The organism is Novosphingobium sp. SG919, assembly GCF_012932495.1.
GTDB classification, from domain to species: Bacteria; Pseudomonadota; Alphaproteobacteria; order Sphingomonadales; family Sphingomonadaceae; genus Novosphingobium; species Novosphingobium rhizosphaerae.
On sequence record NZ_JABCNG010000003.1, the window covers coordinates 348,993 to 360,381 of the forward strand.

Here is an 11,389-nt window from a genome sequence, read left to right on the forward strand (position 1 = left end):
ATGAAAGCGGGATGCCGGAAAATGGATAAAGGACGGTTAACGTTAAGCAGTCCTTGCCGGGTGCATCCGGATTTGGCGCGGGGTGGCAGACCCGCGCGCGCGCTCAACCGGGCCGGCCCTTGCGCCGCGCCGCTTCGGCCAAAGCCTGGCTCAATTGCAGCGGAGCGGAAATGCGGGCCAGTTCGTCCAGCTTGAACGTCTGTTCGAACACCAGGCCATAGCGCGGGTGGTTGCGCCAGCGCACCTTGGCATAGATCGGTTGCATCACGCCGGTATCCAGCCGCACCAGTTCGTGCACCATCAGCCACTTTTCGCATTCGATGCAGGCGCCCTGCTGCGAAATATCGTGGAACTGCACGTGCACGCTTTCCCCGCCCGAATGCAGCACCGCATCGAGCACCAAGCGCAGGCGCACCTGGCGGCGCGGGTAGGGGCCGTCGTGCTCGTCGATCAGGCGCTGGACGTCGACTTCTTCAAGGAATTGCAGGCCGGCATGATCGCCCGTGGTCCACACCAGGCGCGCGTCGTGGCGATCGCCGTTGCCAAGCTCGATCGCCAGGGTCTGGTGATCGGGAATCGGCGTGAACAGCCGGATCTTGACGCCGGTGGCCGAAGCATCGCGCAGGATGCACAGAAATTCGCGGCCATCGACGATCAGCTTGGCGGCACGGATCAGCAGGGTGAAGCGGGGCGCGGCGCGCATCTCGGCACCGGTGGAAGGGGCGGCGATGTCATGCCCGGGTGGATCGGGCAGATCGTTGCGCTGGGCCACGGCCCTGGTCTCCAATGCGTGCGGTTCCCCTTTTGGCCGGGTGCACACGATCCCGGTATTGTCGAACCTATCTATCAAGTCTTGCCTTTACGTTACCTTTGTTTGCGCAGTTCCGACAAAAATCAAACAACTCTTTTGTCATCGCAGCGATTGCACCACTTGGACATGACGATTCGCGGTTTGCGCCGAGCGCGTGCCACGGGACGGGCGCCGTGCCGGGGGCACCGGGCGGGCTGGATGCCAATTTCCTTGACTTTTCGGCCACGGCTACCTAGCTGCACGCTCTTCCCGCTCATTCCTATTTTTCGGAGTGCCCATGGCGCGCGTTACCGTCGAAGATTGCGTCGACAAGGTTCCCAACCGTTTCGATCTGGTCCTGCTGGCCGCTGAGCGCGCCCGCGCGATTTCGGGCGGTGCCGAACTCACCGTCGATCGCGACCGCGACAAGAACCCGGTCGTGGCCCTGCGTGAGATCGCCGAAGAAACCGTGCGACCCACTATCCTCAAGGAAAACCTCATCCAGTCGCTGCAGCGCGTGCTGCCCGATGACGATGATGAAGTCGATGAAATCGGCTCGCTTTCACAGTCGGCCGAAGCCCTGCGCATCACGGCCGCAGCGCCGGTGCGCAACACCTCGCTGGGTGCAGACTACGACGCCTGACCGGCTTTGAATGCCGGGCGTTCCGTCCGGTTTTCAACACAGGAACCAAGGGCGCGGGGGATAAATCCTCCGCGCCTTCTTGCGTGGGCGGGATGCCGCCGCCACATTTGGCGATATGGCCAACCGCGTGCCCGCCTCTCCGCGAGTGACCTCGTCGGCGAATCGCCCTTCCAGCGGCAGCGTCAAGGCCGTGCTTGGCCCCACCAACACCGGCAAGACGCACTTGGCGATCGAGCGCCTCTGCGCTCACTCATCCGGCGCGATCGGCTTTCCGCTGCGGCTGCTGGCGCGCGAGGTCTATGACCGCGTCTGCGCGATCAAGGGGCCGGCCCAGGTTGCCCTGATCACCGGCGAGGAGCGAATCGAGCCCAAGGACGCGCGCTGGCTGCTGTGCACGGCCGAGGCCATGCCGGCGCGGCCCGACCTGGCCTTCGTCGCGCTCGACGAAGCGCAGCTTTCCGCCGATCCCGAGCGCGGCCACATCTTCACCGATCGCCTGCTGCACGCGCGCGGCCGCGAAGAGACGATGCTGCTGGGTTCGGCGACGCTCGAACCCATGGTCAAGGCGCTGGTGCCGCAGGCCGAAGTGGTAACCCGCCCGCGCTTTTCCACGCTCAGCCATGTCGGCGCGAAAAAGCTCAGCCGCATTCCTCCGCGCAGCGCGATCGTCGCGTTTTCGGCCGAGCAGGTCTATGTCATGGCCGAGATGCTGCGACGCTTTCGCGGCGGCGCGGCGGTGGTGATGGGCGCGCTCAGCCCGCAGACGCGCAACGCCCAGGTGGCGATGTACCAGTCGGGCGAGGTCGATTACCTGGTGGCCACCGATGCCGTGGGCATGGGGCTCAACCTCGATGTGGAGCATGTCGCCTTTGCCGGCCTGTCAAAATACGACGGGCACCGCCACCGCCGGCTGACCACGGCGGAAATGGCCCAGATCGCCGGGCGCGCTGGGCGGCACCACAAGGACGGCACGTTCGGCACGCTTGCCGGAATGAGTGGGGCGGGAACGGGCGGGCGCGACCCGGAATTCACCGACGAGGAAGTCTATGCCATCGAAGAGCATCGCTTTCCCCCGCTGACCCGGCTGTTCTGGCGCGAGGCGGAGCCGCGCTTCGATACGCTCGCCACGCTGATCGCCGATCTGGAAAGCCCGCCGCCCCGGCCCGAACTGGCCACGCCACCCGAGGCGATCGACCTGGCCGTGTTGCGCCGCCTGGCGGAGGAGCCGGACGTGGCCGGGACGGTGCGGGGATCGCGCAGCGTGGAGCGGTTCTGGCACGTCTGCTCGCTGCCCGATTTTCGCCAGCAAGGCGCCGAAACCCACGCCCGCTTCGTGGCGCGGCTGTGGCAGGATCTGCGCGGCGGCTATCTCGGCGCCGATTACGTGGCCCAGGCCATTGCCCAGCTCGACAATCCATCGGGCGATATCGACACGCTGCAAGGGCGCATTTCGGCGATTCGCAGCTGGTCCTACATTGCGCAGCGGCCCGATTGGGTCTTGGCGCGCGACGAGATGGCCGCCCGCGCGCGCGCCGTGGAAACGCGCCTGTCCGATGCGCTGCACGGGCGGCTGACCGAACGCTTCGTCAACCGCCGCACCACCGTGCTGATGCGCAAGGCCGGGGCCGATGCCTCGCTGCTGCCCGTGCGCCTGGGCGAAAACGGCGCCGTGCTGGTCGATGACGAACCGATCGGCCATCTTGAAGGCTTTCGCTTCGTGGTCGATCCCCTGGCGCGCGCGGCCGATCGCAAGTTGCTGCTCGCGGCGGCGGAGCGCCACCTGCCGGGCCTGCTCGCGGCGCGCCTGGCAGAACTGGCCGACGACGCCCGCGCCGGGCGCGATCTCGTGCTGCATGATGGCCAGGTCCACTGGCGCGATATGCCGGTGGCGCGGTTGGCCAAGGGTCGCAGCTTGCTCGAACCGCGCCTCATGCTCGATCCCGCGCTCGACCGCCTGCCCCCAGCCGAGCGCGAGCGAGTGCAGGCCGCGCTCAATGCGTGGCTCTTGCAGAGCATGGCGTCGGCGCTGCGCCCGCTGCGCCGCCTCGCCGATGCCACGCGCGATCCCGACGCCGGTGCGGCGCTGCGCGCGCTGGCGCTCCACCTGGTCGAAGCGGGGGGAACGATCCCGCGCGAATCAGCCCGGCTGGAAGACCTGACCCCGGCGCAGCGGACGATGGCGCGCAAGCTCGGGATCCAGGTCGGCGCGCTCGATGTCTTCGTGCCGGCAGCGTTGCGCACTGCGCCGCTTGCGGCCTGGTGCGCCCTCGCGCGGGTCTGGGGCCTGGCGGCAGTACCGCCACCGGCGGGCCTGGCCCCGGTCTTGCCCGTCCAGACCGTGCCACTGGGCTATCGCCGGGCCGGGCCGCAGGCACTGCGCGTCGATCTGGCAGAGCGCCTGGTGCATGCCGCGCATGGCACGCGCCAGGCCACCAGCGGCCGCCGCTTCGTGCTCGACCCGGCGCTGGCCCGCTCGATGGGCCTGACCACGGCGGCCTATGCCGCGCTGCTGCGCCAGGCCGGCTTCCGCGCCCAGGTGCCCCGCGCCTTGGACGAAGGCCAGGCCGGGCCGCCCGCACCGCCGCTGTGGGAATGGCGGCCGCCACGCGCACCAGCCCAAGCCAGCGCACGCGGCGCCGGCACCAAGACAGCCCCAAGGGGCAAGGGCGGCGCGGGCACGCCCGTGGCCGCGCCCGCCACCGGCGCCTTTGCCGCGCTGGCCACACTGTTGCGATAAAGGGAACCGATCACACCAAGGGAGCACGGATGCGGATCGACAAGTTGCTTTGGTTCCTGCGCTTTGCCGGCAGCCGCAGCCTGGCCCAGGGCTGGGTGGAGGAAGGCCATATCCGCTTGAACGGACGGCGGGTGGAACGCTGCAGCGCCGGGGTTAAAGTGGGCGACGTGCTGGTGCTGCCGCTGCGCAATGCCGTGCGCGTGATCGAGATCGTGAGCCTGCCGGGACGGCGCGGGCCGGCGCTGGAAGCACAAGGATGCTATCGGGTGCTTGACGCGGCGCCCCAGACGCCTCTAGCACGGCCCCAAATCGAGCCTTGAGGAAATACCAACAGCATGACTTACGTCGTCACCGATGCCTGCATCCGCTGCAAGTACATGGACTGCGTGGAAGTGTGCCCCGTCGACTGCTTCTATGAAGGCGACAACATGCTGGTGATCAACCCCAGCGAGTGCATCGACTGCGGGGTGTGCGAACCCGAATGCCCGGCTGAAGCGATTCTGCCCGATACCGAAAGCGGCCTTGAGCAGTGGCTTGAGCTGAATGCCAAGTATTCCGCCGAATGGCCGAACATCACCACGAAGAAGGACGCGCCGGCCGATGCCGACGCCTGGAAGGGCGTGGACAACAAGTTCGAGAACCAGTTCTCGCCGGAACCGGGCGAAGGCGACTGATTCGCCGGGGCGCCGGAATCGGGGCCCCGTTCCACCGCACACGGGCCCGATCCGGCCCGTGGCGGCCCAAAAACCAGGGCTGCCCCGGCAGGTTTTGCCGGGTGCGACCGATCCGCGCGCGCCTTTTGCGCGCTCGGGTCTGGTAATTTTGCCACAAAGCTGCTATATGGCCATCAAGCGCCGGGCAAATTGTTTGCCAGGCGCCCTTTTTGTTACGAGAAGGCAGAAACAGGCGGCAAACGGAAAACGCTGACGGATCGCGCTATCGGATCGCCTCGTCGATCGCAGGGCCCCGGCCGGGCTTCATACGGTTCTTTGCCAGTTCGCACTCCACGGGACCAGCCCCGCAGCCGGATCATCAAACCGGGCAGGGCGGGGTGGCGCTGGCATATCGGTTCGCCGTCATGGTTTTTCCCTAGCCGGGCATCCCGCCCCCGCCGTCCCGTCTGCCGGCGTCGAAAGGATAAGAAATGGCAGCCAAGGCTCTTGCCTTCGATGTTGGGGATTACGTCGTTTACCCGAAGCATGGTGTCGGCCGCGTGGTCGAGCTTCAGCAGGAAGAAATCGCGGGCATGAAGCTGGAGCTCTATGTGCTCCGCTTTGAAAAGGAGCGCATGACGCTCCGCGTTCCGGTCAACAAGGTCGAAGCGATCGGCATGCGCAAGCTGTCTTCGGACAAGACGCTGCGCGAAGCGCTCGACACGCTCAAGGGCAAGCCCAAGGTGAAGCGCACCATGTGGTCGCGCCGCGCCCAGGAATATGAAGCCAAGATCAATTCGGGCGATCTCGTCTCGATCGCGGAAGTGACGCGCGACCTGTTCCGCGCCGACGACCAGCCCGAGCAGAGCTATTCCGAACGGCAGATCTTCGAAGCCGCGTCGTCGCGCCTGGCGCGCGAACTGGCCGCGATGGAAAAGACCGACGAGCCGGCCGCGCTCAAGAAGATCCTGGCGATCCTCAACGAGCACGCACCCAAGTACTACGAAACCGTCTGATCGGCATTTATCCTTCAGATGTTTCACGTGAAACGGGCCGCCGGAACCACCGGCGGCCTTTTTCGTTTCGCGGCGGGCAGGGCCAATGCGGATCGCTTGGGGCCGGCCAAGAGAAAGGCACGAGAATGACGGGCGGGCATATGACACGCAAAGCGATTTTTCTGGCGATCCCGGCGATCTTGATGGCCGGCTGCGCCATGCAGAACCAGCCCCCGCGCGATCCCACCCGGCCCGATCCGGCTGCCCAGGCCATGCGGGCCCAGCAGCATGCGCAAGCCCTGGCCAAGGCCCAGGCACGCCTTGCCAACGAACAGGCCGCCTGCCGCAAGGGCAACCGCCGCGCCTGCTCGCGCGCCACCGCCGCCCAGGCCGTGGTGGACGATCTCAACAGCCATTGAGCCGGTGGCGGGCGCCTATGCCGCCGCGCGGCGAAGCCGATCGTTGATCGCTGCGCCAATGCCCACATCGGGGACGGGTGCCACGGCAATGCGCGGCTGCGGTGCGGCCGCGCCCGCGTGCAGGCAGGCATAGAGCCGCGCCGCGGCCTCGGCCAGGTCTGCCTCGGCGGAAAGCGTGACGTCACCGATGACGGACCCGAAACCGATGAGGAATTCATCGGCTTGCGCGCTCTGCGCTTGCAGACGTACCGGCTTGCCCGGCGCATAGTGGCTTGCCAATTGGCCCGGCGCCTCGATGCCGCGCGCCGCCCCTTGCTCGGCCGCTTCGCCGAGCACGGCCGCGATCTGTTCGCCGGTGATCGGGCCAGGGCGCAGCAGGGCCCAGCCACCTTCGGCCCGCAGGCCAACGATCGTGGATTCGATGCCCTGGCGCGTTTCCCCCCCATCCAGCACCAGGTCCACCCGGCGGCCCAGCGAGGCGGCGACGTGGGCCGCCGTGGTCGGGCTGATCGCGCCGCTACGGTTGGCAGAGGGTGCGGCCAGCGCCAGGCCAGACTGGCGCAGTACCGCCTGCATCACTGGATGGGCCGGGCAGCGCAAGGCCACCGTGGGCAGCCCCGCGCTGACCGCGGCAGCCAAGCCGCAATCGGCGCGGCGCGGCACCACCAGGGTGAGGGCGCCCGGCCAGAATGCATCAGCCAGGGCCAGGGCCCGTTCATCCAGCACGGCCAGGCGGGCGGCAGCGGCCACATCGGGCACGTGCACGATCAACGGGTTGAAATCGGGACGTCCCTTGGCGCGATAGATGCCCGCCACCGCGGCGTCGCGGTCTGCCCGCGCGGCCAGGCCATAAACAGTCTCGGTGGGCACCGCCACGGTGCCGCCACGCGCAAGCACCGCAACCGCAGCGGCCACGCCAGCGGCATCGGCGGCAAGCATGTCGGGCGGCAACACGGGTTCGGAAAAGGGGTTGGACGTCATGCCTGCCGTCGCTATCGCGGCAGCGCGTATTTGCAAAGCATCCCTGTCAGCAAAGTTGCCCGTGATGACCGACCAGACCATTCCCCTGCTTGACCGCATTGCCCAGGCATTGGAACGCCTTGCCCCGCCGCCACCGCCCCCGGTGGATTGGCTGGCGCACCCGGCCTATGTGTGGCTGGGCGAAACCGCGCGGGTCGTGGCCAGGCTGGAAGCGCCCGCGCTGGACCTGATGCGCGGGATCGATGCGCAAAAGGCCGCCGTCGTCGCCAATGTGGCACGCCTGGCGAGCGGCGCGGCAGCGCATGACATGCTGCTGTGGGGATCGCGCGGCATGGGCAAATCGGCCGTGTTGCGCGCGGCGGTGAACGCCGCCGATGCCGCCCGTCCCGGGTCGATCGCCCTGGTCCAGGCCATGCCCGATGCCAGCCTGCCGCTGCTGTTCGGGCAATTGCGCAAAGTGGATCGCCGATTCCTGGTGTTCCTGGATGACCTGGGCTTTGACGCCGGTGACGCCGAAGGCGCCCGCCTGCTGCGTTCGTGGCTGGAAGGGGGGGTGGAAGCACGCCCGGCCAACGTGCGCCTGGCCGTTACATCGAACCGGCGCGCGATTGTGGAACGCCACATGAGCGAGCAGGACGATCCGATCAACCCGCGCGACGCAGTGGACGATCGCCTGGCCCTTGCCGATCGCTTTGGCCTGTCGCTGGGTTTCCACGCCTGTACGCAGGACGATTACCTGGCGATCATCGGCGGCTATTGCGCAGACCTTGGCCTGCCGTTCGAACCGGCCGATGCGCTGGAATGGTCCAAGCGGCGCGGCAGCCGTTCCGGCCGCGTGGCGTGGCAATATGTCAACGAAGTGGCCGGCCGCGTCGGCAAGGCGCTTTAAGAAAAGATCAGCGGTAGAAGATGTGCCCGCCGATGGCTGCCAGGCGGGTCTTGCCCCAGGCCGGCGAGACGCGCGCGGCGTGGAAGAACAGCGCGCCTTCCACCGGGCTTTTCCAGGCGCCCTGATCGGCAATCACCGCGATGCGCACGGCATTGGCCCAGAAGCGGCTGGTGCGGTTGATCGCGGGCATGGCATGGCCGCGCACGAACGAAAACTGCGAAGGCTGGTAGACCACCCCGCAATACGAAGCCGGATAGCGGCCCGACTGGCTGCGCGCCACGATCACGCGGGCCACGGCGAGTTGGCCCGCCAGGCTTTCGCTCTTGGATTCGAAATAGACGGCGCCGGCCAGGCATTCCAGCTCGGAAGAAAGCTGGGCCGGCATCGGCGTGGCTTCGACCAGGTCAGCCAGCGTTGCGGCGTTGGCGGCAGAGGGTGCCGGGGCCAGGGCCAGCATGCCACGCGCGGGTGGCAGCGTGGTGGTGGCTGGGCCGGTGGTGGGAAGCGTGATGGCCCCGTTGGCGGGGCCTTCTGCCACCACGACCTGAAGTTCGCGGTGGGCGGCAGGGGCATGGTCAGAATCCTGGGCCTGGGCTGCTGGGGCGCCAAGCAGCGCTGCCAAAGCGAGCAGGCCGGAAAGGGCCTGGCGGGCAACGCGGAAAGGATCTGTCATCGGCCATCTGCATTGGGCGGTGATCGACCGCTTGTGGCGCGCAGCAGCGCTTTTCCGGCGATTACGCCGGTTGCGCTGCCCCATGGGCCACAACGGAAAACCCCCGTCTGCGTGCCAGCGCCATAAGACCCCATGCCAAGCGGCGCCGCCTGCGCAAATCGATGGCCGTGGTCTATCCGCGCAGGGACCCAAGTCAACCTTGGCCGGCAAAGTTCCCGATGAACTGTTGTGCGTCTGCGATGGTCAGTTCAAGCAGCCACAAATCGGGATCAGACGCGGTTCTGCGCCCTATATAGTCGTTAAAATCTTGTTTACTTTCGGGGTCTTGCGCCTTGGTGGCGGTCCACGTACGGCTTCCATCGGGCTGTGGCAGGCGCTCCCACAGGGTCGCCAGGCCGCCCTGCGTAGTGGTATTATCCAATGTCACCAAGGCGATGGTGCCCGCGTCGGGATCACCCTTGTGCAGCACCATGGCAAAGCCGCCAGCTGCCTCGGCAGCGCGAATCCAGCCGGAAACCTCGATCCTGGCGGGAAGGCGGGCCTGCTCCGTCACATCCGCCGGCCTCAGGCCGCGTCGCGATCGATCACGTTGACCAGCACGGCATAGAGCGCATCGGCATCGGGCGCGCTGTTCAGGCGCTGGTGCATGCGATCGTCGCGCATCAGGCGGCTGATTGCGGCCAGCGCCTGAAGATGCACGGCACCGGCCTGTTCAGGCGAAAGCAGGCCGAACACGCAATCGACGGGCATGCCGTCGGCGGAATCAAAATCGACCGGTTCCTGCAATCGCAGGAACGCCGCCACCGGGCGGGCAAGCCCATCAAGCCGCGCATGGGGAATGGCCACCCCGCGGCCGAAACCGGTGCTGCCCAGGTTTTCGCGCTCCTCGATACGCTCTTGCACATGCGCGCGATCGAGGTGGTACACCGCGGCAAAGCAATCGGCCAGCGTGTCCAGAATCTGCGCCTTGGATTCGGCACGGATCACGCGGACAGCTTGAGGATCAATGGAAAAAAGTGCGGTCATGAAACGGAAAACGCCACAGCCTGTGTGAAGGCACAGTCAAGTTGGCGGCGCCATGCGCTCTATTCGATCCCCATGCAAGCGCCGAATCGTATCATGGGTGAAATGCGCCGGTATTGCCGGCAAGGCCCGCAAGCCCCGGTAGAGCTTGCGGGCAAACCCGAAAATATCAGGTGCCGGCCGGTTCGACCCAACCGATCGAACCATCGCCGCGGCGATAGACCATATTGTGCACGCCCGTGCCCGCGTTCTTGAACAGCAAGGCATTGGTATTGCGCAGATCGAGCATGATCACCGCATCGGACACCGTGGCCGTGGGCACGTCCACGCGGGTTTCGGCGATCACCAGGGGCGCATCGGCGCTTTCGGCGTCATCATGTTCCTCGGTGGGTTCTTCCACCACGAATACGGTATAGGCGGCTTCCTCGCTGCGGCGGGCAAAGTCGGAGCCTTCGGAGTGGTTCTTGATCCGGCGCTTGTAGCGGCGCAGCTGCTTGTCAATCTTTTCAGCCGACTGGTCCAGCGCCTGGTGCGCATCCTGCGCGACGCCGCTGCCCTTGAGGATCAACCCTTGCGCCACATGGGTAATGATGTCGCAACGGAATCCTCCGTGCGGCGCCTTGCCCAGTGTGACCTGCGAGGAAAGCGCGCGGGAGAAGTACTTGTCGACAATGCCGGAAAGCCGATCGGCCGCGTGGGCTTCAAAGGCGGCACCGGTATCGACCTGGTGTCCCGAAACGCGAATGTCCATGGGTCTTCTCTCCTTCTTGGGCCCGATCCGGTCGCAGGGCCTGGTTGCCGGCCCGGCCAAGCGGGCTAGCGCAAGCCAGGCCCTAGCGCGACCAGAGCGGGTTGCTGATACCCGCCATGAATTGCGCATGGCGGGCCAATTCCGCTTCGCTGGCCGCATGCGGCCTGGGCTCGCGGAAAATCCGGGTGGTTGTTGCAACGGCCGCCTGGGCCACCGCCACCACGGCAGCAGCGGCCCCGGTGCCTGTGGAAGAGACGTTTGCCTCTGCCGCAAGTTCCAGGCCGATCTGCCGGCCACCCATCAATTCGACATAGAGTTGCGCCAGAAGCTCGGCATCGAGCAGCGCGCCGTGCTTGGTACGGTGGCTGCGATCGATGCCATAGCGCGTGCACAGCGCATCGAGGCTGAGCTTGGCACCGGGATGCTTGCGCCGGGCGATCGCCACGGTATCGACCATGCGATCGCGGCTGACCGGGTCCAGGCCGATGGCGGCCAGTTCGGCGTTGATGAAGCCGAAGTCGAACCCGGCGTTGTGCGCCACCAGCGGCGCATCGCCGATGAATTCGAGGAAATCGGCGGCACATTGGGCAAAACGGGGCTTGTCTGCCAGGAACGCAGCCGAAAGGCCGTGCACGGCCTCGGCCTCCGCCGGCATATCACGATCCGGGTTGAAATAGGCGTGGTACGTGGCGCCGGTGGGCACCCGATTGACCATTTCCACACAGCCGAGTTCAACCAGCCGGTCACCGCCCTGCGGATCGAGTCCCGTCGTTTCGGTATCGAAGACGATCTCACGCATGCAAGATATGTGAACCTGCCGGCGGGGGCTGGCAAG

Annotated in this window: 14 protein-coding genes; 7 read left to right on the forward strand and 7 right to left on the reverse strand. The window is 66.8% G+C overall.

Going from position 1 to position 11,389, the window contains the following annotated elements:
• Nucleotides 1-103: 103 nt before the first annotated feature.
• Nucleotides 104-772: a PilZ domain-containing protein gene (locus FHT19_RS14575; protein ID WP_248290481.1), complete on the reverse strand. Its 669-nt coding sequence runs from the start codon at nt 770-772 to the stop codon at nt 104-106.
• Between the two features lie 316 nt (nt 773-1,088).
• Here FHT19_RS14575 and rpoZ point away from each other — a divergent pair, with 316 nt between their 5' ends.
• From rpoZ to FHT19_RS14605, 6 genes are all read left to right on the forward strand, one after another.
• Nucleotides 1,089-1,433 carry a DNA-directed RNA polymerase subunit omega gene (gene rpoZ / locus FHT19_RS14580; protein WP_168555746.1) on the forward strand — a complete coding sequence of 115 codons (345 nt, stop codon included), beginning with the start codon at nt 1,089-1,091 and terminating at the stop codon, nt 1,431-1,433.
• 115 nt (nt 1,434-1,548) lie between these two features.
• Complete coding sequence (locus tag FHT19_RS14585; protein ID WP_169475692.1) at nt 1,549-4,170, forward strand: helicase-related protein; 2,622 nt, start codon at nt 1,549-1,551, stop codon at nt 4,168-4,170.
• A gap of 29 nt (nt 4,171-4,199) precedes the next feature.
• Nucleotides 4,200-4,490 (forward strand): RNA-binding S4 domain-containing protein, encoded by a 291-nt coding sequence (locus FHT19_RS14590; protein ID WP_168555744.1) that lies wholly within the window; start codon nt 4,200-4,202, stop codon nt 4,488-4,490.
• 15 nt (nt 4,491-4,505) lie between these two features.
• A complete protein-coding gene (gene fdxA / locus FHT19_RS14595; protein ID WP_168555743.1) occupies nt 4,506-4,844 on the forward strand; it encodes a ferredoxin FdxA in 339 nt (112 codons plus the stop codon).
• Between the two features lie 470 nt (nt 4,845-5,314).
• Nucleotides 5,315-5,839 carry a CarD family transcriptional regulator gene (locus tag FHT19_RS14600; RefSeq protein ID WP_022675317.1) on the forward strand — a complete coding sequence of 175 codons (525 nt, stop codon included), beginning with the start codon at nt 5,315-5,317 and terminating at the stop codon, nt 5,837-5,839.
• 197 nt (nt 5,840-6,036) lie between these two features.
• A complete protein-coding gene (locus tag FHT19_RS14605; RefSeq protein WP_169475693.1) occupies nt 6,037-6,237 on the forward strand; it encodes a hypothetical protein in 201 nt (66 codons plus the stop codon).
• Nucleotides 6,238-6,252: 15 nt separating this feature from the next.
• On the opposite strand, the gene FHT19_RS14610 is transcribed toward FHT19_RS14605, so the two are convergent.
• Nucleotides 6,253-7,176 carry an L-threonylcarbamoyladenylate synthase gene (locus FHT19_RS14610; protein ID WP_248290495.1) on the reverse strand — a complete coding sequence of 308 codons (924 nt, stop codon included), beginning with the start codon at nt 7,174-7,176 and terminating at the stop codon, nt 6,253-6,255.
• Nucleotides 7,177-7,282: 106 nt separating this feature from the next.
• On the opposite strand from FHT19_RS14610, the gene FHT19_RS14615 reads away from it, so the two are divergent.
• Nucleotides 7,283-8,107, forward strand: a complete 825-nt coding sequence (locus FHT19_RS14615) for a DUF815 domain-containing protein (protein WP_169475695.1) — start codon at nt 7,283-7,285, stop codon at nt 8,105-8,107.
• A 7-nt stretch (nt 8,108-8,114) separates the two neighbouring features.
• On the opposite strand, the gene FHT19_RS14620 is transcribed toward FHT19_RS14615, so the two are convergent.
• The 5 genes from FHT19_RS14620 to dnaQ form a co-directional block, all read right to left on the reverse strand.
• Nucleotides 8,115-8,780 (reverse strand): cell wall hydrolase, encoded by a 666-nt coding sequence (locus FHT19_RS14620; protein ID WP_169475696.1) that lies wholly within the window; start codon nt 8,778-8,780, stop codon nt 8,115-8,117.
• Between the two features lie 193 nt (nt 8,781-8,973).
• Nucleotides 8,974-9,333 carry a DUF1491 family protein gene (locus tag FHT19_RS14625; RefSeq protein ID WP_169475697.1) on the reverse strand — a complete coding sequence of 120 codons (360 nt, stop codon included), beginning with the start codon at nt 9,331-9,333 and terminating at the stop codon, nt 8,974-8,976.
• An 11-nt stretch (nt 9,334-9,344) separates the two neighbouring features.
• Nucleotides 9,345-9,806 (reverse strand): PTS sugar transporter subunit IIA, encoded by a 462-nt coding sequence (locus tag FHT19_RS14630; RefSeq protein WP_168555737.1) that lies wholly within the window; start codon nt 9,804-9,806, stop codon nt 9,345-9,347.
• Between the two features lie 166 nt (nt 9,807-9,972).
• A complete protein-coding gene (gene raiA / locus FHT19_RS14635; protein ID WP_169475698.1) occupies nt 9,973-10,554 on the reverse strand; it encodes a ribosome-associated translation inhibitor RaiA in 582 nt (193 codons plus the stop codon).
• A gap of 82 nt (nt 10,555-10,636) precedes the next feature.
• A complete protein-coding gene (gene dnaQ, locus FHT19_RS14640; protein WP_168555735.1) occupies nt 10,637-11,353 on the reverse strand; it encodes a DNA polymerase III subunit epsilon in 717 nt (238 codons plus the stop codon).
• Nucleotides 11,354-11,389: the final 36 nt, after the last annotated feature.

What these genes read in the sequence shown, in the direction of transcription:
- rpoZ (WP_168555746.1), top strand. Translation starts at nt 1,089, where the DNA reads ATGGCGCGCGTTACCGTCGAAGATTGCGTCGACAAGGTTCCCAACCGT.
- FHT19_RS14620 (WP_169475696.1), bottom strand. Translation starts at nt 8,780, where the DNA reads ATGACAGATCCTTTCCGCGTTGCCCGCCAGGCCCTTTCCGGCCTGCTC.
- FHT19_RS14590 (WP_168555744.1), top strand. Translation starts at nt 4,200, where the DNA reads ATGCGGATCGACAAGTTGCTTTGGTTCCTGCGCTTTGCCGGCAGCCGC.
- FHT19_RS14600 (WP_022675317.1), top strand. Translation starts at nt 5,315, where the DNA reads ATGGCAGCCAAGGCTCTTGCCTTCGATGTTGGGGATTACGTCGTTTAC.
- FHT19_RS14630 (WP_168555737.1), bottom strand. Translation starts at nt 9,806, where the DNA reads ATGACCGCACTTTTTTCCATTGATCCTCAAGCTGTCCGCGTGATCCGT.
- FHT19_RS14605 (WP_169475693.1), top strand. Translation starts at nt 6,037, where the DNA reads ATGCAGAACCAGCCCCCGCGCGATCCCACCCGGCCCGATCCGGCTGCC.
- FHT19_RS14585 (WP_169475692.1), top strand. Translation starts at nt 1,549, where the DNA reads ATGGCCAACCGCGTGCCCGCCTCTCCGCGAGTGACCTCGTCGGCGAAT.
- dnaQ (WP_168555735.1), bottom strand. Translation starts at nt 11,353, where the DNA reads ATGCGTGAGATCGTCTTCGATACCGAAACGACGGGACTCGATCCGCAG.
- raiA (WP_169475698.1), bottom strand. Translation starts at nt 10,554, where the DNA reads ATGGACATTCGCGTTTCGGGACACCAGGTCGATACCGGTGCCGCCTTT.
- FHT19_RS14610 (WP_248290495.1), bottom strand. Translation starts at nt 7,176, where the DNA reads ATGCTTGCCGCCGATGCCGCTGGCGTGGCCGCTGCGGTTGCGGTGCTT.
- fdxA (WP_168555743.1), top strand. Translation starts at nt 4,506, where the DNA reads ATGACTTACGTCGTCACCGATGCCTGCATCCGCTGCAAGTACATGGAC.
- FHT19_RS14615 (WP_169475695.1), top strand. Translation starts at nt 7,283, where the DNA reads ATGACCGACCAGACCATTCCCCTGCTTGACCGCATTGCCCAGGCATTG.